This is a genomic window from Bradyrhizobium sp. UFLA05-109, assembly GCF_054185165.1.
This window is the reverse complement of sequence record NZ_JBBIAR010000034.1, coordinates 77,452-103,239: the sequence shown is the minus strand read 5'-3', so window position 1 is coordinate 103,239 and position 25,788 is coordinate 77,452. Positions and strand designations below refer to the sequence as shown.

Annotated in this window: 24 protein-coding genes; 12 read left to right on the top strand and 12 right to left on the bottom strand. The window is 64.7% G+C overall.

Annotated features, from left to right (window positions below):
* From Q3C01_RS24570 to Q3C01_RS24560, 3 genes are all read right to left on the bottom strand, one after another.
* The coding region (locus tag Q3C01_RS24570; RefSeq protein WP_458147876.1) for a chromosome segregation SMC family protein at positions 1 to 2,258 on the bottom strand (2,258 nt) is incomplete at its 3' end.
* A gap of 197 nt (positions 2,259 to 2,455) precedes the next feature.
* Entirely contained in the window at positions 2,456 to 3,112 is a 657-nt protein-coding gene (locus tag Q3C01_RS24565; RefSeq protein ID WP_458147875.1) for a DsbA family protein, read from the bottom strand.
* Between the two features lie 131 nt (positions 3,113 to 3,243).
* Entirely contained in the window at positions 3,244 to 3,723 is a 480-nt protein-coding gene (locus Q3C01_RS24560; protein ID WP_458147874.1) for a DUF721 domain-containing protein, read from the bottom strand.
* Positions 3,724 to 3,874: 151 nt separating this feature from the next.
* Between Q3C01_RS24560 and mutY the strand changes: the two genes are divergently transcribed.
* The 3 genes from mutY to Q3C01_RS24545 all read left to right on the top strand — a co-directional run bounded on the left by mutY (position 3,875) and on the right by Q3C01_RS24545 (position 6,311).
* On the top strand, positions 3,875 to 5,014 hold the full coding sequence (gene mutY / locus Q3C01_RS24555; protein ID WP_458147873.1) for an A/G-specific adenine glycosylase: 1,140 nt from the start codon (positions 3,875 to 3,877) through the stop codon (positions 5,012 to 5,014).
* A gap of 52 nt (positions 5,015 to 5,066) precedes the next feature.
* Positions 5,067 to 5,486, top strand: a complete 420-nt coding sequence (locus Q3C01_RS24550) for a PaaI family thioesterase (RefSeq protein WP_458147872.1) — start codon at positions 5,067 to 5,069, stop codon at positions 5,484 to 5,486.
* A 387-nt stretch (positions 5,487 to 5,873) separates the two neighbouring features.
* Positions 5,874 to 6,311 carry a cupin domain-containing protein gene (locus Q3C01_RS24545; RefSeq protein ID WP_458147871.1) on the top strand — a complete coding sequence of 146 codons (438 nt, stop codon included), beginning with the start codon at positions 5,874 to 5,876 and terminating at the stop codon, positions 6,309 to 6,311.
* A gap of 32 nt (positions 6,312 to 6,343) precedes the next feature.
* Here Q3C01_RS24545 and Q3C01_RS24540 read toward each other — a convergent pair whose 3' ends face one another.
* The gene (locus tag Q3C01_RS24540) at positions 6,344 to 7,630 is read right to left on the bottom strand and encodes a flavin-dependent oxidoreductase (RefSeq protein ID WP_458147870.1); all 1,287 of its coding nucleotides are present in this window, start codon (positions 7,628 to 7,630) and stop codon (positions 6,344 to 6,346) included.
* Between the two features lie 126 nt (positions 7,631 to 7,756).
* Between Q3C01_RS24540 and Q3C01_RS24535 the strand changes: the two genes are divergently transcribed.
* Positions 7,757 to 8,377 carry a glutathione S-transferase family protein gene (locus tag Q3C01_RS24535; RefSeq protein WP_458147869.1) on the top strand — a complete coding sequence of 207 codons (621 nt, stop codon included), beginning with the start codon at positions 7,757 to 7,759 and terminating at the stop codon, positions 8,375 to 8,377.
* Positions 8,378 to 8,477: 100 nt separating this feature from the next.
* On the opposite strand, the gene Q3C01_RS24530 is transcribed toward Q3C01_RS24535, so the two are convergent.
* A complete protein-coding gene (locus Q3C01_RS24530; RefSeq protein ID WP_458147868.1) occupies positions 8,478 to 9,395 on the bottom strand; it encodes a LysR family transcriptional regulator in 918 nt (305 codons plus the stop codon).
* Positions 9,396 to 9,486: 91 nt separating this feature from the next.
* Between Q3C01_RS24530 and Q3C01_RS24525 the strand changes: the two genes are divergently transcribed.
* Positions 9,487 to 9,930 carry a nuclear transport factor 2 family protein gene (locus tag Q3C01_RS24525; protein ID WP_458147867.1) on the top strand — a complete coding sequence of 148 codons (444 nt, stop codon included), beginning with the start codon at positions 9,487 to 9,489 and terminating at the stop codon, positions 9,928 to 9,930.
* A 316-nt stretch (positions 9,931 to 10,246) separates the two neighbouring features.
* Positions 10,247 to 12,256 carry a HAMP domain-containing methyl-accepting chemotaxis protein gene (locus Q3C01_RS24520; RefSeq protein ID WP_458147866.1) on the top strand — a complete coding sequence of 670 codons (2,010 nt, stop codon included), beginning with the start codon at positions 10,247 to 10,249 and terminating at the stop codon, positions 12,254 to 12,256.
* Positions 12,257 to 12,318: 62 nt separating this feature from the next.
* On the opposite strand, the gene Q3C01_RS24515 is transcribed toward Q3C01_RS24520, so the two are convergent.
* The 3 genes from Q3C01_RS24515 to Q3C01_RS24505 all read right to left on the bottom strand — a co-directional run bounded on the left by Q3C01_RS24515 (position 12,319) and on the right by Q3C01_RS24505 (position 14,705).
* Entirely contained in the window at positions 12,319 to 12,999 is a 681-nt protein-coding gene (locus Q3C01_RS24515; RefSeq protein WP_458147865.1) for a glutathione S-transferase family protein, read from the bottom strand.
* Positions 13,000 to 13,130: 131 nt separating this feature from the next.
* Complete coding sequence (locus Q3C01_RS24510; protein ID WP_458147864.1) at positions 13,131 to 13,457, bottom strand: hypothetical protein; 327 nt, start codon at positions 13,455 to 13,457, stop codon at positions 13,131 to 13,133.
* A 120-nt stretch (positions 13,458 to 13,577) separates the two neighbouring features.
* Positions 13,578 to 14,705 (bottom strand): site-specific DNA-methyltransferase, encoded by a 1,128-nt coding sequence (locus tag Q3C01_RS24505; protein ID WP_458147863.1) that lies wholly within the window; start codon positions 14,703 to 14,705, stop codon positions 13,578 to 13,580.
* 403 nt (positions 14,706 to 15,108) lie between these two features.
* On the opposite strand from Q3C01_RS24505, the gene ypfJ reads away from it, so the two are divergent.
* Both ypfJ and moaB read left to right on the top strand, forming a co-directional pair.
* The gene (gene ypfJ / locus Q3C01_RS24500; protein ID WP_458147862.1) at positions 15,109 to 16,059 is read left to right on the top strand and encodes a KPN_02809 family neutral zinc metallopeptidase; all 951 of its coding nucleotides are present in this window, start codon (positions 15,109 to 15,111) and stop codon (positions 16,057 to 16,059) included.
* 149 nt (positions 16,060 to 16,208) lie between these two features.
* Positions 16,209 to 16,772 carry a molybdenum cofactor biosynthesis protein B gene (moaB, locus tag Q3C01_RS24495; protein ID WP_458147861.1) on the top strand — a complete coding sequence of 188 codons (564 nt, stop codon included), beginning with the start codon at positions 16,209 to 16,211 and terminating at the stop codon, positions 16,770 to 16,772.
* 101 nt (positions 16,773 to 16,873) lie between these two features.
* Here moaB and Q3C01_RS24490 read toward each other — a convergent pair whose 3' ends face one another.
* From Q3C01_RS24490 to Q3C01_RS24480, 3 genes are all read right to left on the bottom strand, one after another.
* Positions 16,874 to 17,023: a hypothetical protein gene (locus Q3C01_RS24490; protein ID WP_458147860.1), complete on the bottom strand. Its 150-nt coding sequence runs from the start codon at positions 17,021 to 17,023 to the stop codon at positions 16,874 to 16,876.
* Entirely contained in the window at positions 17,023 to 17,991 is a 969-nt protein-coding gene (locus tag Q3C01_RS24485) for a bifunctional helix-turn-helix transcriptional regulator/GNAT family N-acetyltransferase (RefSeq protein ID WP_458147859.1), read from the bottom strand. The genes Q3C01_RS24490 and Q3C01_RS24485 overlap by 1 nt, the downstream gene beginning before the upstream one ends.
* Positions 17,992 to 18,054: 63 nt before the next feature.
* On the bottom strand, positions 18,055 to 18,630 hold the full coding sequence (locus Q3C01_RS24480; RefSeq protein WP_458147858.1) for a glycosyltransferase family protein: 576 nt from the start codon (positions 18,628 to 18,630) through the stop codon (positions 18,055 to 18,057).
* A 507-nt stretch (positions 18,631 to 19,137) separates the two neighbouring features.
* Here Q3C01_RS24480 and Q3C01_RS24475 point away from each other — a divergent pair.
* Together Q3C01_RS24475 and Q3C01_RS24470 are read left to right on the top strand one after the other, a co-directional pair.
* On the top strand, positions 19,138 to 19,977 hold the full coding sequence (locus Q3C01_RS24475) for an RMD1 family protein (protein ID WP_458147857.1): 840 nt from the start codon (positions 19,138 to 19,140) through the stop codon (positions 19,975 to 19,977).
* A gap of 144 nt (positions 19,978 to 20,121) precedes the next feature.
* On the top strand, positions 20,122 to 20,976 hold the full coding sequence (locus Q3C01_RS24470) for an adenylate/guanylate cyclase domain-containing protein (protein WP_458147856.1): 855 nt from the start codon (positions 20,122 to 20,124) through the stop codon (positions 20,974 to 20,976).
* 63 nt (positions 20,977 to 21,039) lie between these two features.
* On the opposite strand, the gene Q3C01_RS24465 is transcribed toward Q3C01_RS24470, so the two are convergent.
* Positions 21,040 to 23,442, bottom strand: coding sequence for a phosphoketolase family protein (locus tag Q3C01_RS24465; protein WP_458147855.1), 2,403 nt, complete (start codon positions 23,440 to 23,442; stop codon positions 21,040 to 21,042).
* 216 nt (positions 23,443 to 23,658) lie between these two features.
* Here Q3C01_RS24465 and Q3C01_RS24460 point away from each other — a divergent pair, with 216 nt between their 5' ends.
* The gene (locus tag Q3C01_RS24460; RefSeq protein WP_458147854.1) at positions 23,659 to 24,822 is read left to right on the top strand and encodes a PA0069 family radical SAM protein; all 1,164 of its coding nucleotides are present in this window, start codon (positions 23,659 to 23,661) and stop codon (positions 24,820 to 24,822) included.
* A 78-nt stretch (positions 24,823 to 24,900) separates the two neighbouring features.
* Entirely contained in the window at positions 24,901 to 25,731 is an 831-nt protein-coding gene (locus Q3C01_RS24455; RefSeq protein WP_458147853.1) for a ribonuclease HII, read from the top strand.
* Positions 25,732 to 25,788 lie beyond the last annotated feature (57 nt).

The following is a 25,788-nucleotide window of genomic DNA, read 5'->3' as shown; positions in this document are numbered from 1 at the left end:
CTGCGTACGGCGGCGAGCCGGACTTCGGTGTCTTCGCTCGACGGCAGCTCCGAGATCGCAGCCGCTGCGTATTCGTGTGCGGCCTCGGCCTCGGCGCGGTCGGCGGCGAGGCGGCTGTGCGCTTCCGACAGCGCCGACTTGCGCGCGGCGCGACGGTTGATCTCGCGCTCCGCCGTGGCATGGCGCTCGCGCGCGGCGTTAAGCTCGCGCTGCGCAGCGCGCCAGGCCTCACGTGTGGCGCCTTCCGTGCTGGCGGCCATCTGCAATTCGGCTTCCGCGTTCTCCAGCGCCTGGCGCTTGATCTGCGCGTCGATGCGGGCCTGCTCCAGCTCGTTCTCGATGTCCACGAGACGCGCGCGTTCGGCGAGCCGCCGCGCGGCGCCGGTCGGCGCGTGAGCCGCCGCGACAAAGCCGTCCCAGCGCCAGACATCGCCTTCCGGTGAGACCAGCCGCTGGCCGGTCTTGAGCTGCGAGACGAGCTCGGCGCCGCGCTCGCGCGGCACGACGCCGATCTGAGCCAGCCGGCGCGAAAGCTCGATCGGCGCCTGCACGTGGTCGGCGAGCGACACGACGCCCTCGGGGAGTGCCGGGTCGCCTTCGGTGACACCGGCATTGGTCCAGCGCATCGGCGCGGAGGGATCGACGGGCGCATCGAGGTCGTCGCCGAGCGCGGCGCCGATCGCCTTTTCGAAACCCTTGTCGACGGTGATGCCATCGATGATCGGCGGCCACAGATTCTTGGTCTCGCCGTTGACGATCTTGGAGATCGTGCGTGCCTCGGTCTCCAGCCGCTGCACGCGCTTGTCAGCCTCGTTCAGCGGCGAGCGCGAGGATTCCAGCGTCTGGCGAGCCGCGACATGCGCGGCTTCGCTGGCCTGCGCCGCGGCCTCCGAGGCCGCCAGCGTTTGCTCGGAGTTCTCGACGGCGGCGGTCAGCTCGTCGAGATCACCGAAGCCGCCGGTTTCCTCTGCGAGCTTCTGCTCCTCCGCCGCGACATTCGCGATCTCCTGGTCGAGCCGGGCGAGCTTGTCACGGTGGGTGCGGACGTTGGCTTCGAGTTGATTCCGCTTGGCGGTAAGGTCGGCAAGCGCCGTGGTCAGCTCAGAGAATTGCTGCTCGGCTTCGGCGAGCGTCGCCTCTGCCTCGGATACGCGCTCATCGACGCCGGAGCGCTTCTCGACGCGCGACTTGATCTCTTCCTTCAGCTCCAGATCCTCGGCGTCGAGCCGCTGAAGCGCGACGTCCGCGTCCATGGTCTGCTGCTGAGCGCGGGCGATGTCGCCCTCGAACTGGGTCAGCCGGCGCTCGAGCTCGGTGACGCGCTCCTTGGCGCGCTCTTCCTCGCGATCGAGCAGCTCGCGTGCATTGGTCAGCCGTTGCAGGCCTGCCGCGGCGCGCGCTTCCGCATCGCGCAGCGCCGGCATCCCGGCGGCGCGGATCGCCTGGATGCGGGCAGCTTCGGCCTGATGCTGGGTGCGCTCGGCCATCTCGCGAACCGCGAGATCATGGGTGCGGCCGGAATCATTGACCTCGGCATGCGCGCCGACCCAGCGCAGATGGAACAGCGTCGCCTCGGCCTTGCGCACCTTGGCCGCGACCTCGCGATAGCGCACGGCCTGGCGGGCTTGCTTCTTCAGGCCTTCCATCTGGCCGGAGAGCTGGCCGATCACGTCCTCGACCCGGGTGAGGTTGGTTTCGGCTGCCTTCAGCCGCAGCTCGGCCTCATGGCGGCGGGCGTGCAGGCCGGCGACGCCGGCGGCATCTTCCAGCACGCGGCGGCGCTGCTCGGGCTTGGCCTGAATGATCTCGCCGATCTTGCCCTGGTGGACGAGGGCCGGCGAGCGTGCGCCGGTGGCAGCATCGGCGAACAGGATCTGCACGTCGCGGGCGCGCACGTCACGGCCGTTGATGCGATAGACCGAGCCTGCCTCACGTTCGATGCGGCGGGAGATTTCGAGAAGCTGGCTGTCGTTCATCGCCGCCGGCGCGGTGCGATCGGCGTTGTCGATCGTCATCGTCACTTCGGCGTGGTTGCGCGCAGGGCGATTGCCGGAACCGGCGAAGATCACCGCATCCATATCGGCGGCGCGCAGCGATTTGTGCGAGGTTTCGCCCATCGCCCAGCGCAGCGCTTCGACGAGGTTCGACTTGCCGCAGCCATTCGGTCCGACGACCCCGGTGAGACCCGCTTCGATCAGGAAGTCGGTGGGCTCAACGAAGGACTTGAAGCCATGAAGGCGCAGGCGGGTGATCTTCATAAAACACGCTTCTCTGTTGGCAGGACGCGAATCTCCCTGCCGTGACAATACCATAGATGGCAAATGTCGGTGTCTGGGCTACCGCTACGAGCGGCTTATGCACAAGCGACAATGGCTGTGCCGGTGCTCAAGGGCAACCGGCCAGCAACGCTTTTCCCAAGGCTTTTGAGGCGCGAATCAGGATCAAAGCGTGAAGATCAGCTCTTCAACAGCGGATTGATCTTCTTCGCGAATTCCTCGAACGAGGCCTCGCCCTTGATCCTCTCGCCGTTGATGAAGAACGTCGGCGTCGAATCGACCTTCAGAACCTCGCTCGCATACTTCTGGTCGGCGGCGATCTTGTCGAGCAGCGCCTGGTCCTTCAGGCAGGCCTCGACCTGGCTCTGGGAGAGGCCCGCCTGCTTGCCGATCCGGGCAAGCGTCTCCGTGGTGTTCTTCGTCACCCAGTCGGCCTGCGAGCGGAACAGCATGTCGGTGACGGCGAAATATTTCGGCGCGTCGCCATTGGCGATGCAGCGCGCCAGCATCGAGCCGGCGGCGGCTTTGATGTCGAGCGGGAACTCGCGGAAGATGTAGCGCACCTTGCCGGTGTCGATGAATTCCTTCTTGATCTTCGGGAACACCTGCTCATTGAAGGCCGCGCAATGCGGGCAGGTCATCGAAGCAAATTCGGTGATGGTGACGGCGGCGTTGTCCGGACCGAGCGCCATGTCGGGCAGCGACACCGGCTTGGCGACATCGGAGGCACTCTGCGCCATGGCCTCGGTGATGAGCCGCAGCGGCGACAACCCGGCGGCCACGGCAAGTCCGGTCAGCGAAAGCATCGTGGTGAAGACGCGGCGGGTGATCATCAAAGGTCCAACTCCCGAAATTGGCGTGGGCACGCCCAAAGTTCCCCGATTGAGCGGCCTGTCGCTAGCTTGAAACGGCAATGGAGGCAATGGCGGGCCGCAACAACGGCTCCAGATTAACCGCGGAATGAGGCTCAATTTCGCTTGATTGCGGCACCCAGCCGGGCCAGCGCGTCACGCAATTGTTCATCTTCGATATTGCCGAGGGTCTCGGCTACCTTCGCCACCGCCCCGGCGTCAGGCGGGCGAGGCCGCGCCGGCCGGCCGCGGCTCGACAGGGGGGCCTGGCGGAAGGCGAGCCTGCCGACCGCGTTCCAGCCGAAGAAGCGGTTGACCCGCTCCAGTATCACGTCGGCGGAGTGCTGGATCTCCAGCGCCATCGGGCCCTCGACCCGCAGCACCAGCGTCGCCGGCTCCTGCGGCTGGCCCTCGACCGGCCGCGGCCATTGCATCTTCAACGGCTCCGAATGCGCGGCGATCTCGGATCCGGCGACCTCGCCCCAGCGCGTCACCAGTTCGCGCGCGGCAAAGCCCTGCTTGGCATAGGCTTCGGCAAAGACATCGTTGAGCAGAATCGACAGCGGCTTTGCGCTGATGGGACCGGGTTTGGACATGGGGCCTTATATCACCGGGCGATGCTGATCAGAAACTATCCGGCGCCCGCTGCGCTTTGTCCCGGCCCTTCACGCGAAGAAAGGCGTGGATGCCCGCGACAAGTGCGGGCATGACGTGGAGAGTTCGGTGCGACGTCGATACAGTGTCTGCATGAGCTCCAAACCCGCCCTGAAGGTGAAAGCGCAACCAGTTCAGCCGGAAGTCTCCGCGCGCCCTTTGGTGCTGCTCGAATGGTACGATCGCCATCGCCGCCGCCTGCCATGGCGCGCGGCAGCGGGCGAGACGCCCGATCCGTACCGCGTCTGGCTGTCGGAGATCATGCTCCAGCAGACCACGGTCAAGGCGGTCGGGCCCTACTTCGAAAAGTTCGTCGCGCGCTGGCCTGACGTCACGGCGCTCGGCCGCGCCTCGCAGGACGATGTGCTGCGGATGTGGGCGGGGCTCGGCTACTATTCGCGGGCACGCAATCTGCACGCCTGCGCGATTGCGGTCGCGCGCGAGCATGCGGGCATCTTTCCAGACACTGAGGAGGGCCTGCGCGCGCTGCCGGGGATCGGCCCCTACACGGCGGCGGCGATTGCGGCGATCGCGTTCGACCGCCGCGCCATGCCGGTCGATGGCAATATCGAACGGGTGGTGTCGCGGCTGTTCGCAGTCGAGGAGGAATTGCCGCAGGCAAAACCGTTGATCCAGCAACTGGCGGCGACGCTGCTCGCCGATTCTCGCGCCGGCGACGAGAAGTCTCGCGCCGGCGACAGCGCCCAGGCGCTGATGGATCTGGGCTCCTCGATCTGCACGCCGAAGAAACCGGCATGCTCGCTCTGTCCGTTGAACGAGGGTTGCGTCGCGCGGGCGCAAGGCACGCAGGAGACGTTTCCGCGCAAGGCGCCGAAGAAGAGCGGCGCGCTGCGCCGCGGCGCAGCTTTCGTCGTCGTCCGCGGCGACGAGCTGCTGGTCCGCTCGCGGCCCGAAAAGGGCTTGCTCGGCGGCATGACCGAGGTGCCGGGCTCGGACTGGCTCGCCGGCCAGGACGACAAGACGGCGCTTGCGCAGGCGCCTGAGATCAAGGGCCTCATGCGCTGGCAGCGCAAGCTGGGCGTGGTCACCCACGTGTTCACACATTTCCCGCTGGAGCTCGTGGTCTACACCGCCGAGGTCGACGGCCGCACCCGCGCGCCGGGGAGCATGCGCTGGGTCCCGATCGCAACCCTTGCGGATGAGGCGCTGCCCAACGTCATGCGCAAGGTGATCGCGCACGGGCTGGATCTTAAGCTCCGCACGCACTCCTGACAGCATGCTGGCAACAGCGCTGCCGTATCGGGAGGCGAAACGGAGGCTTCCGATGGTCAAGACCGCGCTCGACGATTTCAACATGCCGCCCTGTGCCAAGCTCCTCGGCTGGCGTCTCTTGGACGCCCGGCCCCACGAGGGCTGGATCAAGCTCGGCTTCGAGGGCAAGCCGGAGTTCTGCAATCCCGCCGGCTTCATCCAGGGAGGCCTGCTCTCGGCGATGCTCGACGATACGATGGGTCCGGCAGTGCTCGTGATGAGCGAGGGCAGGCTCTATACGACGACCGTCAGCATGACCGTGAACTTCCTCGCTCCGGCCAAACCCGGGCCGATCGTCGCTGAGGCCAAAGTCACCCAGCTCGGCAGGACGATCGGATTTGTCGAAGGTAAGCTGGTAGCCGAAGACGGCACGCTGCTTGCGACCGCCACCGCCAGCCAGCGTCTGCTCGATGCGGCAAGGGTGGTTCGCTGACAGGCGTAGTGGACCCTCTGCCCCTTCCTCGAGTAGGGCAAGGCCTCGGCACGTAATCGTACGGGGTCTACCCCCGCGTGCAACGAGAGGATTTGCTCGCCGATTCCTTGCGCTCGCAATGAGCGCGCCGGTCGGGGCCTGCTCAAACCGCGCGAGCATTTGGAATCGCGCATATTGTCGCAGCCGGAACAGAGACGGATGGATGCGGGGCAATCGGCAGGCAAATCGCGACGTTCGACGCATCGTCGGCATGGCTTGCGGCAAAGTGGCCACTTCATATTCTCTGCGGAAGCTTTGATTGTAGGTGGCTGTTGCCCGATAGAAAATTAACAAAAGTTAAACGGGGTTATTTTCAACCGTGCTTTATTTGAGGCCTTGAGGTGCGCCATGACGCTTGCGCTTATTGAGACCGGCCATTGCAACGTCGATCTCAAACCGTCCCCGATCGAGCCATCCTGGATCATTGAAGGAAACCCCGAAGCGCGTTCGCACCTGCTGTCGACCAGCGCGTGCGGCACCGCCACGACCCTGATCTGGTCCTGCACCGGGGGCAAGTTCAACTGGTACTACGATCTGGACGAGACGATCATGATCCTCGAAGGATCAATGGTGATCGAGAGCGACGGCATGCCGCCGAAACGCTACGGTGTCGGCGACGTCGTCTTTTTCCGCGAGGGTGCGCACGCCAAGTGGCACATCGAAAAGTATGTGAAAAAGGTCGCCTTCTTGCGCCAGACCAATCCGGTTGGACTTGGTTACGCCATCCGCGCCATCAATAAGCTCAAGCGGATGTCGTCGGTGTTGGGCAGTCGGCGCTCCACCTAACTCGCGCCCATCGACGTCATTGCGGATACCGCCTAGGTGCTCGCGCGCCTCGCATCGGCGGGCCGCGGCACGAGCGGCGGCTTGGCGTTGAGGGCCTCGACCTGGAAGCCGGCGACACGCTTGTAGTTCGCGGCGATGTCTTCCAGCTCCTTCTGCGACAGCACATCGGTGACGACCTCGTAGCCGTTGGGCGCGCGCTCCTCGACGAGCTGCATCACCTGCTCCGGGCCGTTCTTGCGGTTGAGCAGCACCAGATCGGTTGTCGCCGGCCGGCGCTCGGCCTCATAGGCCGATAGCGCTGCATTCGTCGGCCCGTGTGCAAGAATCTCGCGAGTGATGACGCGGGCATCGAGGATTGCCTGCGAGGCGCCATTCGAGCCGATCGGATACATCGGGTGCGCGGCATCGCCCATCAGGGTGACGCGGCCAAAGGTCCATTGCGAAACCGGATCGCGGTCGACCAGCGGATATTCGTAGGCGTGCGGGCAGTCCCTGATCAGGCCGGGCACGTCGAGCCAGTCGAACTGCCAGCTCTCGAACCACGGCAAGAACTCCTCCAGACGCGCGGTGCGGTTGTAGTCCTCCCGCCGCCACTGATAGGTCGGTGGCATATGCCGCTCGGCGACCCAGTTGACCTGGTGGTTGCCGGACGCGTCCGGCGCGTTGGTGATGGGATAGCAGACGAATTTCAGGATCTCGTGCCCGGCCATGATCATGGTGCGCCCGGAGAGGAAGGCCTTTGCCGGCGTCACGCCGCGCCAGAGGACGCGGCCGTTCCAGATCGGCGGCTCCTCCTGCGGGTAGAGTTTTTCACGCACGGCAGAGTGGATGCCATCGGCGGCGATCAGGAGCGCGCCTTCGTAAGCTCCGGCGGGCTTGCCGGTCGCCTTGTCGATGAACTCGGCGCGGACGCCGTCGGCCGTCTCCTGCCAGCCCGTGAGATGGTGGCTGGTCAGAATGTTCTCGCGGCCGAGCCGTTCGACCGCTGTGTCGAGCAGGAGCTGCTGGAGGATGCCGCGATGGATCGAGAATTGCGGCCATTTGTAGCCGGCCTCCAGCCCGCGCGGTTCGCTCCAGATCGGCTTGCCGTGCTTGGAGAAATAAGCGAGCTCGCGGGTGCGCACGCCGCTCGCATCGAGCTTCTCCATCAAGCCAAGCTCGATCAATTCGCGCACCGCATGCGGCAGCACGTTGATGCCGACGCCGAGCGGTTTCAGCTCGGCGACACTCTCGAACACCTTTGCAGGAATGCCGATTCCGTGCAGGCTGAGCGCAAGCGTCAGCCCGCCGATGCCGCCGCCGGCGATGAGGACCGTCATGTCAAAACCCCTCCGATTGGCGGCGTCTTCGCACGGGGAAGCCGCGGTGGGCAACAGCGAAGAGAGCGGCCTATGGACGCCGCGCCGACCTGCAGTTAACGTTGCCCTTTCGGTACGAGGTCTCCCATGCTCAAGCTCTACTACACCCCCGGCACCTGCGCGGTCGCTTCCCACATCGCCCTGGAAGAGGTCGGCGCCGACTACACGATCGAACGGATCGACTTCAAGGCCAACCAGCAGAACAGCCCGGACTACCTCGCGATCAATCCCAAGGGCCGCGTGCCGTCGCTGGTGACCGATCGCGGGGTCCTCACCGAGACGCCGGCGATGCTGGCCTACATCGCGCAAATGTTTCCCAAGGCCAAGCTCGCGCCGCTCGACGATGCCTTCGCATTCGCGCAAGCGCAGTCGTTCAATTCCTATCTGTGCTCGACGGTGCACGTGGCGCACGCCCACAAGATGCGCGGCGCGCGCTGGGCAGCGGAGGAGACTTCCTTCGCGGACATGAAGCGGATGATCCCGAAGACCATGGGGGCCTGCTTCTCGCTGATCGAGCAGAAGATGCTGAAGGGGCCGTGGGTGATGGGCGAGCAGTACACGATCTGCGATCCCTATCTCCATACGCTCTCGCTCTGGCTCGAAGGCGACAGCGTCGACATCAAGGCGACACCGAAGGTCGCCGATCATTTCAAGCGGATGTCCGAGCGGCCCGCCGTGCGCAAGGTGATGGACGCGCACAAGGCGTGAGAGACTTCGGGTTGTAGGGTGGGCAAAGGCGCGTAGCGCCGTGCCCGCCATCCCGCCTTGGCTGCAACAGAAGTGGTGGGCACGCTTCGCTTTGCCCACCCTACGAAGCTTTCCGCTTCTCCAAATCCCGTCCCGTCTCCAGCATCAGCCGTCGCAGCCAGATCGAGCCCGGATCCATCTGCGTGCGGGTCGGATAGAACATGAACTGCTCGTCGATCCCGGGATCGAGCGGCGGCGTCACGGTTGAGAGCGCAAGTTGCCTCGACAGCGCCGCGATCAGCCGGCGCGGCACGAAGGCGACGAGGTCGGTGCGGGCGGCGACATGCAGCGCCTCGAGATAGCCTGACACGACGAGCGCGATGTGCCGCTCGATGCCTTTGCTGCGCAGCCAGGTGTCGATCAGGTCCTCGCCCTGGCCGCGGATGATGACGGCGACGTGGCGCGCAGCGAGGAACGTCTCGCGCCGCTTCAGCCTAGCGCCGACGGGATGGCCGCGCCGCACGGCGAGCGCATCGCTGTCGGTATAGAGCAGCTGCCGGTGAAATCCCTTGAAGGCGTTGCCGATCGAGATCACGAGATCGATGGTGCGGGCGAACTCCGCGTGGAAGATTGCAGGTCCCCGCCACGGTACCACGTCGATGCGGACATTGGGCGCAAGGCGCGTCACCTTCTCCATCAAGGGGGGCATCAGAAGTTCGACGGCAAGGTCGGGCATCATCAAGCGGAATTGCCGCTCACTGCGCGCCGCATCGAATTCCTCTGCTACGAAGAGCCCGCGCACCTGGTCGAGCGCCTGCGCAAGCGGGGCGCGCAGGGCCTGCGCCCGCGGCGTCAGCTCCATCCGCGCGCCGGTACGCACCAGAAGCGGATCGCCGAAGATGTCGCGCAGGCGCTGCAGCGCGTGGCTGGTCGCAGGCTGCGACAGCCCGATCCTCAAGGCGGCGCGGCTGACATTCGTTTCGCGCAAGAGCGCGTCGAGCGCGTTCAGCAGGTTGAGGTCAAGCGAATTCAAATTCATGAAGCGAATAGATATCATAACAACTATCGATTGGAAGAATTTGCACGAGACGGCGATGATCCCCGCGAACTCAAGCAAGGGAGAAGCCGCCATGAGCGCCGCCGCCAACAAGAAACTGATGCAGGATATCTTCGCTGCCGCCGCGAACCCCGATCCCGCCGCGCGCGACCGCGCGCTGTTCATCGAACGCCTTGCCGACGACGCCAATTGGGTCGTGACCGGGCAATATTCATGGTCGCAAACCTTCACCGGGAAGGACGCCATCCTCAACGAGCTGCACGGCCGCGTCCGCTCGCGCCTTCGCGACCGCACGCGGACGGTGGCGCACCGCTTCATCGCCGACGGAGACGTCGTCGTGGTCGAGGCCAAGGGCGACAACGTCACCAAGGAAGGCGCTCGCTACGACAACGACTATTGCCTGGTGTTTCGCCTCGAGGACGGCAGGATCAAGGAGATCCGGGAATATTGCGACTCGGTCCTGACCGAGAAAGCGCTGGGGCCGTTTCCGCAAGCCTCGAGCGGGACCGCACGCTGATCCGGGTCGTATTGTGTCAGCGTTGCGGACAAGCGCCCGGGACGCGCCTGTTCGCACGAGCTTGCGTCCGATCCGTTTGCCGTTCGAGCCTTCGGCTGATCTTGTGTAAAACCGCCCGCCTGATCAATGCGTTGTCCTGCCCGGGTTCCACCGGCGTCCACGCGAAGCGAGAAGGACACAATTAACAAGTGTCGAGCATTGTGTCGCCGCGGACAATGAGTCGCCGGGCGGGCGATCAGCGGCTGCAAGGGTGTCGCCTGGCGATTTCAGGTTCGTCCGGCTGCCCCGCGTCTCTTGCTTGGGATGGACAGAGGAAATGGCGAGCGTTCGTTTAAAGATCAGGGGGCGTCTTTACGCCGGCTTCGCAGCTCTCGTGGCGGTTGGCCTGATCATGGCCGCGGTGGCCGTCTGGAACCTGTGGGCTGTGCAGGACCAGGTCGCAAAGGCATCGGCCCTCTCGGACAGCACGGCGCGGGTCCTGGAAATATCGAGCCACCTCCAGGCGATCCAGCGGGCCAACCTTCGCTATATCCACGACGGGAACGAGCCGTCTCTCAGGGAGGCTGGAGACCGGGAGGCCGCGGCGACCGAGCTGCTTCAGGTGGGCGCGAAAGCGACGCTCTCCGAGGAGCGGCGAAAGCTCTACAACGATCTCATCAGCGATATCGCGAAGATGCGGTCCCTGCGCGACGATCTCGGCGACGCCGTCAACGAGATGAGGACGGGCAGGGCGACCCTGTTGCCGGGTGGCGACGATCTGGCTGCAAAAGCCGCCAAGCTGGTCATCGCTGCGCGCATCTCCCACGATGCCGAAGTCGCGGCCGCGGTCGCGGATCTCGAATCCAAGATCGTTCTTGTCCGAATCGCGAACTGGCGTTTTCTGGCCTTGCGCGACAGCAAGGGGGCTTCCGCCTTCAGGACGAGCGTCGAGAATACGCAACAAAAACTCGCCGCGCTCGAGAGTGCCACGCTGCCGGAGGCGGTCCAGTCCGCGATCGCACCGGTTAAGGCATCGCTGACGATCAACAAGAACGCCTTCGAGACAACATCCGCTGCGATGCTCAAGGCGGACGACATCTACAACAACAACCTCGCGCCCCTGATCGTCCGAAGCATCGACAAGCTCAAGGTCGCGGAAAGCGGTTTGAAGACCGAAAATCAGGCATCGCGCGCAGCGGCCGAGGGTGTCATCGCGAGCACGACGTCGATCCAGGAGGCGGCCGGCGCCGTCGCCCTCCTGTTCGGTTGCATCGTCGCCTTCCTCATCGCCCGCAGCATCGTCGGACCGCTCACCGCGATGACCCGCGCGATGGGAGGGCTCGCCGGTGGCGACCTGAGGGTCGAGATTCCCGGACGCGGCAATCGCGACGAGATCGGTGACATGGCCAAGGCGATCCAGGTGTTCAAGGACAACATGGTCGAGACCGAGCGCATGCGCGCCGAGCAGAAGGAGCTAGAGGCGCGTCAGGCCGAGCAGCGCAAGGCCGACATGGTCAGGCTCGCCGATCAGTTCGAGCAGGCGGTCGGCGAGATCGTGGAGACGGTGTCGTCTGCGTCGGGCGAGCTCGAAGCCTCGGCCAGCACGCTGACCACCACGGCCTCGCGCGCCCAGGATCTGTCGACGGAGGTCGCAGCCGCCTCGCAGGAGGCCTCCGCCAATGTGCAGGCAGTTGCGTCCGCCACCGAGGAGCTCACCTCGTCGGTGGGCGAGATCGCACGCCAGGTGCAGGAATCGGCGCGCATCGCCAATGAAGCCGTGGCGCAGGCGGGCCGGACGAACGAGCGGGTCGGAGAGCTCTCGAGGGCGGCTGCCCGCATCGGCGACGTCGTCGAACTGATCAGCACGATCGCCGGCCAGACCAATCTTCTGGCGCTGAACGCCACCATCGAGGCCGCGCGTGCCGGCGAGGCCGGCCGCGGCTTTGCCGTCGTCGCCACCGAGGTCAAGGCATTGGCCGAGCAGACGGCGAAGGCGACCGGCGAAATTGCCCAGCAGGTCTCCGGCATCCAGGCGGCGACCGAGGAGTCGGTCGGCTCGATCCGGGAGATCGGCGGCACCATCGAGCGGCTGTCAGAGATCTCAGCCGCGGTCGCGGCAGCCGTGGAAGAGCAGGGTGCGGCGACGCAGGAGATCTCGCGCAACGTTCAGCACGCGGCGCGTGGAACGCAGCGGGTCTCGACCAATATCGGCGACGTGCAGCGCGGCGCCTCGGAGACAGGCTCGGCGTCCTCGCAGGTGCTGGCCTCCGCCAAGTCGCTATCGGCGGACAGCAGCCGGCTGAAGCTCGAGGTCGCCAAGTTCCTGAACTCGGTGCACGCCGCCTGATCGCTGGCGGCGCCGGCGGGAGCCGGGCCGCGCGGTGATGCGCGACCCGGGAGGACAGGCGGTCAGGCCACCTTCGTCTTCATGTGCTTGAACATGTTGTCGCGGGCCTCGTCGTCCATCACGGTCTTGAAGGCGAACTTGTCCTTCAGCGCGATGGCGCGCGCCGCCGCGGGCCGCGCGGAGATCTCGTCGACGAGACGCTTGACGTTCGGGTATTTCGCCGGTGCGTCCTCGCCGAGCACGAAGGCGGCCATGCGAGCCCAGCCCCACAGCGCCATGTCGACGATCGAGTAGCTGTCGCCGACCATGTAGCGGTGCTTCGCCAGATGATCGTCGAGGATCTGGTAGTGGCGGTGGCCTTCATACTGGTAGCGGTTGTGCGCGTAGTCCTGGTCCTTCGGCGAGAAGTGCCTGAAGTGCACGGCCTGTCCCGAATAGGGGCCGAGACCGGTGGCGATGAACATCAGCCATGACAGCGTCTGAGGGCGCAGGGCGGGCGCGGGCAGGAACTTGCCGGTCTTCTCGGCGAGATAGAGCAGGATGGCGTTGCTATCGAACACGATGGTGCCGTCGTCGTCGATCGCCGGCACCTTGGCGTTGGGATTGATCTTGAGGAATTCGGGCGTGAACTGCTCGCCCTTGCGGGTGTCGACCGCGACCGGCTCGAACGGCAGGGCAGACTCTTCCAGAAAAAGCGCAACCTTGGTCGGGTTCGGCGAGCCGTTGAAGTAGAATTTGAGCATCGAGAATCTCCCAAGTCCTTTCTGAGCCGAGATCGGACGCAGCATCATTGCCGCGGCGGCCCTCTCTTGCCCGAACCCTTGCGAAAAGCACAAGTGACGTGTTCGTGGATGGAGCCTGCACGCCGTGCAGGTCAGCCGGTGTAAACAAAGCCAATGATCGCCGCGATGATCACGCCGAGACCCGCAGCTTCCAGGCGGTGCGCAAGGCGCGTCGCGGCATGCACGTCAGATGCCCGCGCGGCGCGCTCGGAGCCTTTAGCATAACCGTGGACGATGACGTCGTGATTGAAGGTATCGTGAGCCTCGTTGCCGCTGGCGAGCCCGACGCTGACGAGCAGCACGCCGAACAGAGCGAGCCCGGCAAAGCCCAAAAGTCCGATCATCAACATCGGGAACATGCCGACCAGGAAGATCGGCAGCAGCGGCAGGAGTAGCAGTGTCTCGGACTGTCGTCGCATGGCTCGACCGGTCAAGACAGGAAGCCTATCTGGAATGTAGTCCGGGGAGCTCGGCCATTCAAGGAGCCGCGTCATTCCGGAGGCGCGCGATGCCCCGGAATGACGAAAAGGTGAGGGACGCTACTCCGCCATGCCGGAACGGATTTCGGCGCGCAGCTCGTCGATCAGCTTGAGGCCCTGCTTGGTCTCGACGTGCCAGTAGGTCCAGCCGTTGCAGGCGGCGGAGCCCTGCGCCACCGCGCCGATGCGGTGGATCGAGCCGACCTTGTCGCCCAGCATGATGGCGCCGTCGGCACGCACCAGCGCGCCGAGCTTCTTCTTGGCGTCGAACAGTTTTGATCCGGGCATGATCATGCCGCGCTCGATCAGCTCGGAGAACGCTACGCGCGGCGCCTCGCGTGCGGTCATGAACGGGGCGAGGCTCTCTTCCGGTAGCGGCTCGACGGCCGCGATCCGCTCCTCGGCCGCCTGCGCGTAAGTCCGTTCGCGCTCGAAGCCGATGTAGCTGCGGCCGAGCCTTTTGGCGACTGCGCCGGTGGTGCCGGTGCCGTTGAAGGGATCGATCACGAGATCGCCGGGCTTGGACGACGATAGCAGCACGCGCGCGAGCAGACCTTCCGGCTTCTGCGTCGGGTGAACCTTCTTGCCGTCGGTGCCCTTGAGGCGCTCCTCGCCGGTGCAGAGCGGGATCAGCCAGTCGGAGCGTGCCTGCACGTCCTCATTGGCCGCCTTCAGCGCTTCGTAGTTGAAGGTATAGCCCTTGGCCTTCTCGTCGCGCGCGGCCCAGATCATGGTCTCGTGCGCGTTGGTGAAACGGCGGCCGCGGAAATTCGGCATCGGATTGGACTTGCGCCACACGATGTCGTTCAGGAGCCAGAAGCCGAGGTCCTGCATGATCGCGCCGACGCGGAAGATATTATGATAGGAGCCGATCACCCAGATCGTCGCCGACGGCTTCATCACGCGGCGGCAGGCGAGCAGCCAGGCGCGGGTGAAGTCGTCATAGGCCGAAAACGAATCGAACTTGTCCCAAGCGTCGTTGACGGCATCGACATGGGATTCGTCGGGGCGCTTGAGATCGCCCTTGAGCTGAAGATTGTAGGGCGGATCTGCGAACACCAGATCGACCGAACCGGATGCCAGCTTCGACATCTCGGCGACGCAATCGCCGACGATGATGCGATGCGAGGCGGACTCAAAATTTGTGCGGGGCGCCCTTGCAGACGCCCCGCGACGCGACACAACCATGACTCAAGAACTCTGACTCAGGCGACGCTGTCGGCGACGCGGGACCAAACAACCGACTGGCCCCTACATTGACCGCGCAAAGTAAAAAACGACTTAACCCGCATTGTCTCGAGATTGCTTCGACATCGCGCAGTGCGTTCGCGAAGATGCGTGGATCACTCGTGTTTTGCAGCATATTTCGCGTTCGCGCAGCTGCAATCGCCTCGCGCGTGCGAAACTTTTTTGCGGAAAAATTGCTGCTCTACAGGAAAAAAATGCAGCCATGGGCGAGCTGTCGCACTAGGCAATTTTTGCCGAGCAGGATATTGATTAACAGATCGGAAATTTTACGTTTGTGACGCGGGTAGGTCTTGCGCTGTTGCGTGTCCCGCGGAAGCAATCAGGGACTCAAAGGGAAGCCGCCATGCGTTACGATGATTTCCGCCGCAGCGACGACATCGAGGATCGTCGCGACGAGGGTGGTGGTGGGTTTGGTGGTGGCGGCGGTGGTGGTTTCGGTTTGCCGATGGGCGGTGGCGGCCTCGGCATCGGCACCCTCATCGTGCTCGGCCTGCTCGGCTATGCCTTCGGCATCGATCCGCGCATCCTGATCGGCGGCGCCGAGATCCTCACCGGCGGCGGCCAGGCGCCGAGCTACCAGACCGATCGCCAGGCATCGGGCGGGCAGGTGAAGCGCGGCGCGCCGACCGACGAGATGGGCAGCATGATCTCCGGCATCCTGGGCGAGATCGACGATCGCTGGAGCGAGATCTTCCAGGCCAGCGGCCAGTCCTACACCGGTCCCAAGATCGTGCTGTTCCGCAACGCCACCAATGGCGGCCGCTGCGGCATGGCGCAATCGGCGATGGGACCGTTCTACTGCCCGCCTGACAAGACGATCTTCCTCGACACCGGCTTCTTTCGCGAGGTCGAGACCCGCTTCCGCGGCTGCTCCGGCAAGTCCGCCTGTAATTTCACGACCGCCTACATCATCGCCCATGAGGCCGGCCATCACATCCAGAATCTGCTCGGCATCATTCCCCGCGTGACGCGGCTGCAGCAGCAGGCCGGTTCCAAGGCCGAGGCCAACGCGCTCCAGGTGAAGGTGGAATTGCAGGCCGACTGTCTGTCCGGCGTCTGGGTCAACCGCGAGGCGAAGAAGCGTCCGAACTTCCTCGAACCGGGCGACATCGACGCGGCGCTCACCACGGCGAGCGCGATCGGCGACGACACGCTACAACGCCAGGCCACGGGCCGCGTCGTGCCTGATTCCTTCACCCACGGCTCGGCCGAGCAGCGCAAGCGCTGGTTCATGACCGGCTACCAGCAAGGCAGCGTGCAGGCCTGCAACACGTTCGGCGGCGGGTCGTTGTAGTCGGGAGAGTTTTGTGCCCCGGACGCAGCGCGGCATGAAATGCTGCGCTGCTGAGTGGGACCGATCTAGGCCGGTCTCTCAACAATGGGTCCCGGCTCTGCGACGCAGCGCCTTGCGCTGCATCGCGTCCGGGACACGAGGGAGCAACAATGTCCTCCATCGACGAAACAAAGCAATTCATCCCGCTCAACATCGCGGTGCTCACTGTCTCCGACACGCGCGCGCTCGCCGACGACAAGTCCGGCCAGACGCTGGCGGACAGGATTACGGCAGCCGGCCATCATCTCGCCGCGCGGGAGATCGTTACCGACGATGTCGAGGCGATCCGCGACGTCATCCGCCGCTGGATCGCGGACGCCGGCGTCGACGTCGTCATCACCACCGGCGGTACCGGCTTCACCGGGCGCGACGTGACGCCGGAGGCGATCGAGCCCTTGTTCGAGAAGCGAATGGACGGCTTCTCGATCGCGTTTCACATGATGAGCCACGCCAAGATCGGCACGTCGACGATCCAGAGCCGCGCCACCGCTGGAGTTGCCGGTGCGACCTACATCTTCTGCCTTCCGGGTTCGCCCGGCGCCTGCCGCGACGGCTGGGACGGCATCCTCGCTGCCCAACTCGACTATCGCACGCGCCCCTGCAACTTCGTCGAGATCATGCCACGCCTCGACGAGCATTTGCGCAGACCGAAAGCGCAAGGCGCGACGGTGTAATGACGCAGGCACGTGAGGAGCTCTTTCTTGAGCCAATCACGATGCTTTCCCTTCTCCCTTGCGAGCGAAGATGGCGCGATGCGCATCTCGCTCCGCTGAATTCACTCTTTCCTGGCCTTGAGTCTCAGCGACAGCCGCACCGCGCGCCATAGCTCGCGGCACGCATCGCGGTGCAGCCGTCGCGCGCGGCGTTTGTAGAGATCGACCAGTTCTGCCGTGACGTGGCGCGCAGCTTGGTGCCGCGCGCGCATCAGAGCTCGCGCTCCCAGGTTTCGCCGATCAAATTCTGGCCGAAGCTGCGATGCGGCTCGCTCGCCACCAGCTTGAAGCCGGCATCCTGATAGATCTTGCGTGCGCCGACCAGAATGCTTTGCGTCCACAGCGTCATCTGCCGATAGCCGCAGGCGCGCGCAAAGGCGACGCATTCGGCGACCAGCCGCTGGCCGACGCCGTGGCCGCGCGCCGTGGGGTCGAGCAGCAGGAGGCGCAGCTTGGCGACGTCGTCGCTCGCCTTCACCAGGAACACCGAGCCGACCGGGCGCCCCTCGATGTCGGCGATCCAGCAGCGCTCGCGCGAGGCGTCGTAAGAAGTCATGTATTTTGCGACGATCTCCGCAACGAGCGCCTCGAAGCCTGAATCAAAACCATATTCGCTGGCATAGAGCGCGCCGTGGCTCTGCACCACCCAGCCCATGTCGCCGGGCCGCGGATCGCGCAACGAGGCGGCCGCCGGGTGGGCGCGCGGCATCGCGAGCAATCGCTCGACCGTGTCCATCGCACCCGTCAGCCGATTGCGATCGGCATCGTTGAGCGGCCGCAGCATCGCGGCGACGTCCTCTTGCGACGAGCGCTCGAGCCTTGCGAAGGCCTGCCGGCCCCTCGCCGTCAGGCTCAGTTGATATTGCCGCCGATCGGTTGCGAGCGGCTTGCGCGCGATCAGGCCCGCGTCGTCGAAGTTCTGCACGATGCGGCTGAGATAGCCTGGGTCGAGCCCGAGCTCGATGCCGATCTCCTTGGCCGAGCGCTCGCCGCCATGGGCGAGCTCGTAGAGCACGCGCGCCTCGCTGAGCGAGAATGGCGTTTTCAGAAGCTGCTGGTCGAGCACGCCGAGCTTGCGGGTGTAGAAGCGGTTGAAGGCGCGAACCGCCTCCACCTGGTCGTCGGACACGTGTCCGGCAGAAGCGCCTGCGGGCAGGCTGGATGACATGCTTGGCGACATGGGGCACCTCCAATACTTGCCATTGTCAATTAATTAGTTGACTTTGGCAAGTATATTTCGGCCTCACGTCACCGTGACGATCTTGCTCCGCAACAGCGTTCGGGACGAGCGGCCGAGCCGCCGTAGCAACTGCGCCTCGGAACGGCGCGCCTGGGGCGGGTAGCCGCCGATCCGGTCGTAATGGTCGCGCGCAATCAGAAGCCCCTGATCGCCCAGGGGCCCCATGATTTTCCGCGCCACTAGGCGGATGATGTCGCGCAGGCTGGTATCATTGTAGGGCGAGCGCGCATAGCGGAAGACCGCCGCGCGGTCGCGTCCGCTGGCGGAGACCGCCTGGATGAACTGCGTGGTCTCTTCGATCCAGCCGGTCTCGAGCACCGCGCCGGCATGCAGGAACATCAGCCAGGGCGAACGCGCCTGGAGCGCCCCGGCGGCAAGCGCCGCGCCTTGCGTCGAGCCTTCGTAGCCGATGAAGCGGCAGCCCGCGACGTCGGCGACGCGCTCGATCACGCCGTTACGCGTGCCGTCGACCAGGAGAACTTCCTTGATCAGGCCGGCAGCGGCCCCGGGGACCAGCGCGGCCAGAGTTGCGACCGCCGGCTGTTCGACGCCTTCGGTCGGTATGATGACGCTCAGCATGATTGAGGCTTCAATGGTCTCAAGCTGTGGGAAAAGCGCAATTGTTATAGCGTATAACCGTGCGGCGGCGCCGGACGCAACGATTTGCCGGCGCGTTGGTGCTACGGTGTCGCAGAATGGTAAACCGTGCAGCCCTCCGCAGCCAAGCATGTCGCGCCAAGGCCGTAGTCTTGCGGCATCTTTCGGCGTCCCCGCGCTCCGCATGCGTGCGGCCGTTTTCATCGCGAAGCTTGTCCATGCGCGGCAAATCACATTCTTGCAAATTTCGGCCGCCATTGTAGTGCCCGGCGCTTTGCCGCAAGGGGTGAGCAATCATGCGAAAAGGTGATCTCATCGGTGCGAAATGCGGCGCCGGATTGCATCGGACCACGCTATCATCGCGAAGATGTGAGCGCGGCGAATATGCTGCATTATCTGCGATCGCGATCTTGAGCTCTTCGTTGGCTCCAGCACAGTCGCCTACCGCCTCACCGTAACGCCAAGCAGGATACCAAGCAGGATATTCGTGTGAATGCCGATCAACTGACTGTTGGCGTAACTGCAGCACCGTCCAGGGCGGACGCGGCACCTGGTTTGCGGATCCGTGCCGTGATGCTGGGCGACCGCATCAATGCGGCGGGCCTGGAGATCGGAACGCTGGTGTCGTCGACGCCGGTTGCGTTCCGCGTCCACGCCGGACTCGCCGTGATCTTTCGCTACGGCGTCGTGGTGCTGATCGGCCTCTTGCCCTCCGAAGAGAAGGTCCTGATCGACACATTGAAGCCGCGCGTGATTGGTGAGTTCAGCCCCTACGAGGAGGAGACCGCGCACGCGCAGCTCTGCAACGACGAGAACGCCGAAGTGATCCAGCCGGGCGGACCGATCTGCATCAGCAAATTCTCCGACGACCGGCTGCTTCTCATCGCTGATGCGCTCGCCAAGAGCACGGCGCTCGCCCGCGACGAGCGCCGCGTCGCCGCCGTCTTCGACGTCATCGAGCCGTTTGCGCGCGAGCTTGCTCAGCGCGGCCGCACGCCGCGCCGACGCAAGGGAATCCTGCAACTGATCGGCAACGCGCTGCTGGTGCAGCAGCGCGTCGCTGGCCGTGTCGCCGTCGCGGAGAAGCCCGACGTGCTCTGGGAGAAACCCGGGCTCGACCGCCTCTATTCGCGGCTCGAGGACGAGTATGAATTGAAGGAGCGCCTCGACACGCTCGAGCGCAAGCTTGCCGCGATTTCCGGGACCGCGAACGCGCTGACCGATATCATCGACACGCAGCGTTCACTGCGCCTCGAAGTGGCTGTGGTGGTGCTGATCGTGATCGAGGTCGTGATCGGCTGTATCCAGATCCTCGCCGGAACTCATTAGAACAAGGGACGTACTGTGTTGTTCCGACAGCGACGACTTTTGTGCAGGCGCAGCAAAGGACGCGATGGTCATGAACGCCACTAACCGCTGTCGCGCCGGTCGATGCCTAGTGCATTCGGCGGTCAGTAAGATACCATATGGTCGATGACTGAGGACAAGGTGAAACGGCGGCTGACGACTGTCCTGTGCGCGGATGTGCACGGCTATTCTCGCCTGATGGGAGCGGACGAAGCGGGAACGCTGGAGATGCTGCGCCGCTGCCGCACTGCCATTGCAGGATTGGTGGAGCGCCACGACGGGCGGATTGTGAATACATGGGGCGACGCCGTGATCGCCGAGTTCGCCAGCGTGGTCGAGGCCGTGCAATGCGCGGTCGAGATTCAGCAGGAAGTTTCCAGTCAGAATTCGGCCCCACCACCTCACGCGCCCCAGATGCGGTTTCGCATCGGCGTCAATCTGGGTGATGTGATGGTGGATGGTTCCGACATTTTTGGCGACGGGGTCAACATCGCGGCGCGGCTGCAAGAACTCGCCGAGCCCGGTGGCGTCGTGATCTCCGCTTCCGTCTACGATCAGGTGCACAACAAATTATCTCTTGGCTTTGACTGTCTCGGCCAGCAACAGATGAAGAACGTGGCCCCCGTAACCACCTATCGGGTGACCCTGGGCGGCGGAGCCGTTGGGCGAGGTGGCGCAAGCCCTGCTCCTCAGGTTGGAGCGGCTGCAGGCTCGGAAGCTGGTGCTCAAACGATTCGCGGCCGATACGAGCCGTCCAACTGGATGAGCTTCATCTCGGATCGTTGGGCGATCCTGCCTCGCCCCGTTGCAACAATTCTCACAGTTTCGGCCTTTCTGATTCTGATCAATGTTTTCACGGGTCTGCACAGAATCTGGTTTCATTGGCCAGTCGCAGCGCTGCTCTTCATTGCCGTCCTGCGGACGCTCCGGCACGGACCTGCGTCGGACAGAAATGAGAGGCGCCGAAGGACTCGGGACTGAGCGGCTCGGCCCGCTGGGGAGAGGTGTCCCCAAGATGGCTAATCGTCTTGATCTCATCGCGTTTTAAGCCCGCGTCGTCCCGCCCGCACCGCTCGGCCACACCCAGTCGCGGATCTCCGGCATGTCCTCGCCGTGCTCGCGCACGTGGCGCGAATGTTTGAGCAGGGCATCGCGGAACTGCTGCTTGATCTGCGCGGCTTTCGTCGCGAGATCAGGTACGCGCTCGATCGCCTCGATTGCCAGATGATAGCGATCGAGCTCGTTGAGCACGACCATGTCGAACGGTGTCGTCGTGGTGCCTTCCTCGGCAAAGCCGCGCACATGCATGCCGGCATGGTTGGCGCGGCTGTAGGTCAGGCGATGGATGAGATATGGATAGCCGTGATAGGCGAAGATCACCGGCTTGTCGTGCGTGAACAGCGAGTCGAAATCGCGATCGGAAAGGCCGTGCGGATGCTGCTCCTTCGGTTGCAGCGTCATGAGATCGACGACGTTGACGACGCGGATCTTCAGATCGGGCAGCGCCTTCCGCAACAGATCGACCGCTGCGAGCGTTTCCACCGTCGGCACGTCGCCGGCGCAGGCCATCACGACGTCAGGCTCGCCATCGGCATCTTCCGTGCCGGCCCAGGTCCAGATGCCGATACCGGCATCGCAATGCGTCGCCGCATCTTGCATGGTGAGCCATTGCGGCGCGGGCTGCTTGCCGGCAACGATCACGTTGATGCGGTCATAGGTGCGCAGGCAGTGATCGGCGACCCACAGCAGCGTGTTGGCGTCCGGCGGGAAATAGACGCGGACGATGTCCGCTTTCTTGTTGGTGACGAGATCGACGAAGCCGGGATCCTGATGGCTGAAGCCATTATGGTCCTGGCGCCAGACATGCGAGGTCAAGAGATAGTTGAGCGAGGCGATCGGCCGCCGCCAGGTCAGCTCGCGCGATACCTTCAGCCATTTGGCGTGCTGGTTGAACATCGAATCGACGATGTGGATGAAGGCTTCATAGCAGGAGAAGAAGCCGTGGCGTCCGGTGAGCAGATAGCCTTCGAGCCAGCCCTGGCAGAGATGCTCGCTCAAGACCTCCATGACACGCCCATCCTGGGCGAGGTGGACGTCATAAGGCTCGGTCGGCTCCATCCAGACCCGTTCGGTCGCCTCGAATACGGCGTCAAGCCGGTTTGACGCGGTCTCGTCCGGGCCCATGATGCGGAAGTTGCGGGCATCCGCATTCAGCCTGACGACGTCGCGCAGGAATTTGCCAAGCTCGCGCGTCGCCTCGGCGACCGTCTTGCCCGGCTGCTTCACCTCGACGGCAAAGTTGCGGAAATCGGGCAGCTTCAGCTCGCGCTTCAGCAGCCCGCCATTACCGTGCGGATTTGCGCCCATGCGGCGGTCGCCGGTGGGGGCGAGGGCCTGCAATTCGGGAACAAGCGTGCCGTGGGGGTCGAACAGCTCCTCCGGCGCGTAGCTCTTCATCCAGGCTTCGAGCACTTTCAGATGCGCCGGATTTTCGCGGCAATTGGCAACCGGCACCTGGTGGGCACGCCAAAAGCCCTCGACCTTCAGCCCGTCGACCTCCTTTGGTCCGGTCCAGCCCTTCGGTGAGCGCAGCACGATCATCGGCCAGCGCGGCCGCTCGATCGTGGTCTTTGTTTCGCGCACATGCTGCTGAATCGAGCGGATGCTCGCCAGCGCCACGTCGAGCGCGTCCGCCATGATCCTGTGCATCGTTTTGGGATCATCACCCTCGACGAACAGCGGCTCGTGGCCTAGCCCACGGAACAGATCGCGGATCTCCCCGTGGCGCATCCGTCCGAGCACGGTGGGGTTGGCGATCTTGTAGCCGTTGAGATGCAGGATCGGCAGCACCGCGCCGTCATGCGCAGGATTCAAAAACTTGTTCGAATGCCAGGACGCGGCAAGCGGCCCTGTCTCAGCCTCGCCGTCACCGACGACGCAGGCGACGATCAGCTCGGGATTGTCGAGCGCGGCGCCATAGGCGTGCACCAGCGCGTAGCCGAGCTCGCCGCCTTCATGGATCGAGCCCGGCGTCTCCGGCGCCGCGTGACTCGGAATGCCACCGGGGAAGGAGAACTGCCTGAACAGCTTGCGCAATCCGTCCGCATCGCGCCCGATGTCTGGATAGATTTCGCTATAGCTGCCTTCGAGATAGGTATTGGCGACCATGCCCGGGCCGCCATGGCCGGGGCCGCAGATATAGAGGACGCTGAGATCGAGCGTGCGGATCGCGCGGTTCAGATGGGCATAGATGAAGTTCAGCCCCGGCGTCGTCCCCCAATGGCCGAGCAGGCGCGGCTTGATGTGCTCGGGGCGGAGCGGCTCGCGCAGCAGCGGATTGTCCAAAAGGTAGATTTGTCCGACGGATAAGTAGTTGGCGGCGCGCCAGTAGCGATCGAGCAGGTCGAGGTCGCCTCCGCTGGCGCGCGCTTGTTGTTGGCTTGTCATGATGGGCTGCCCTTGTTGCGACGACCGTCACCAACCCGGTTCCCGGGCGATCGATCCCGTTTCTACCGGCGGCATCAAACGGCAACGCGGCCGGCAACCCTTGAGCGAGGTCAAAATTCGGTGCGCTAAGTTTGGGCGGCTACTTTGCATGGGGTTGTTTTGCGGCTTTTACGTTCTTGTTCTTGATTTGTTCCGATCGCGTGCTATCTTGGTTTCATGAGTCGAGCATCCTCTCATGCCCTCAAGCACCCGCCGGTCACGGCGCCCTCCGAGCCGGCGGGTGCGCCTTCCGCGTTTCCTGAGCTTGCCGTCGCGATCGACCGCGAGCGCAGGCGCGGGCGGGGCGCCCAATCCAACGCCAGCGGCCGTTATGAGGCCGAGGCGCGCGTCGCCTTCGATGACGGCTGGCAGAGCCTCGAGGAACTGCCGCCGTTCAAGACCACCGTGGCCGTCGACAACTCGCGCAAGGTAATCACCCGGAACGACTCCCCCGACATCGGCTTTGACCGTTCCATCAATCCCTACCGCGGCTGCGAGCACGGTTGCGTCTATTGCTTCGCGCGGCCGACCCACGCCTATCTCGGGCTCTCGCCTGGGCTCGACTTCGAGTCGAAACTGTTCGCCAAGCCCGAGGCGCCGGCGCTGCTCGAGAAGGAACTTGCCGCGACCGGCTATGAGCCGCGGATGATCGCTATCGGCACCAACACTGATCCCTATCAGCCGATCGAGCGTGAGCGCAAAATCATGCGCGGCATCCTGGAGGTGCTGGAGAGCGCCGGCCATCCCGTCGGCATCGTCACCAAATCGGCTCTGGTGACGCGCGACATCGATATCCTCTCGCGCATGGCCAAGCGCAACCTCGCCAAGGTCGCGATCTCGGTGACGACGCTCGATCCGAAGCTGGCGCGCACCATGGAGCCGCGCGCCTCCACGCCGCCCAAGCGTCTGGAGGTGCTGAAGCAGCTTACGGAGGCCGGTATCCCGACGACCGTGATGGTCGCTCCCGTGATCCCTGCGCTGAACGATTCCGAGATCGAACGCATCTTGGATGCGGCCGCGCATGCCGGCGTCAAGGAAGCCTCCTATGTGCTGCTGCGGCTGCCGCTCGAGGTCCGCGACCTCTTCCGTGAATGGCTGATGGCGAACTACCCGGATCGCTACCGCCACGTCTTCACCCTGATCCGCGACATGCGCGGCGGTCGCGACTACGACTCGAAATGGGGCGAGCGGATGAAGGGCACCGGTCCAATGGCCTGGACCATCGGTCGCCGCTTCGAGATAGCCTGCGAGCGGCTAGGTCTGAACAAGCGCAGGTCGAAGCTGACCACCGATCACTTCGCCAAGCCGAAGCGCGGCGGCGAGCAGCTCAGCCTGTTCTGACTCAGGCGGGTCTGAATAACGGGAATATCCGAGGTTCCCGGTTGCGCAGGCCGGACCTGCGTGCGCACGATCGCGGCCATGATTCGGGACAAGTCCGCCAGCAAGCCGGCCAGGAAAGCCGCGAAGAAAGAGCCCAAAGCGGCCGCGAAGGAACCTAAGGGCGCCGAAAAGGCCGCCAAGGGTATCATCACCATCGCGCCGCCGAGCTTTCGCCGCGAGCGCGCGTTGATCAAGCGCGGCGTCTGGCCGGTTGCCGGTTGCGACGAGGCGGGACGGGGGCCGCTGGCCGGGCCTGTGGTGGCGGCCGCCGTGATCCTCGACCCAAACCGGATCCCGCGAGGCATTGACGATTCCAAGCGCCTGACGGCCGAGGAGCGCGAAAAGCTGTTCGACAAGATCTGCGCAACCGCGCAGGTCTCGGTCGCCGTCGCCTCGCCGGCGCGTATCGACCGCGACAATATATTGCGCGCCTCGCTCTGGGCGCTGAAGCGCGCGGTGGTGGCGCTGCCAGAGTCGCCCCGCCACGTCTTCGTCGACGGTCGCGACAGGCTCGATACGGCCTGCGACTGCGAGGCCGTGATCGGCGGGGATGGCCTGGTGCTCTCGATCGCGGCCGCCTCGATCATTGCCAAGGTGACGCGCGACCGGCTGATGTGCGCACTGGCAGCCGATTGTCCGGGCTACGGTTTCGAGCAGCACAAGGGCTACGCCGTACCGGAGCACCTGAACGCGCTCGACCGCCTCGGTCCCTCGATCCACCACCGCAGCTTCTTCGCCCCCGTCGTCGCGGCGCGCGAGAAGCACATGCCCTGGACGGTCGAACCCGGGCGCGACCTGTTCACGGCCGTGGATGAGGCGGTTGTGCAGGTTGAGGCAGAGGTACCGGTCGACGTTTCGGCCAATCTCTAGCGGCGGGTTTCACCTCTATCCGTAAGAACGGGGAGAGGGAGACGAGTTGGTTGCCAC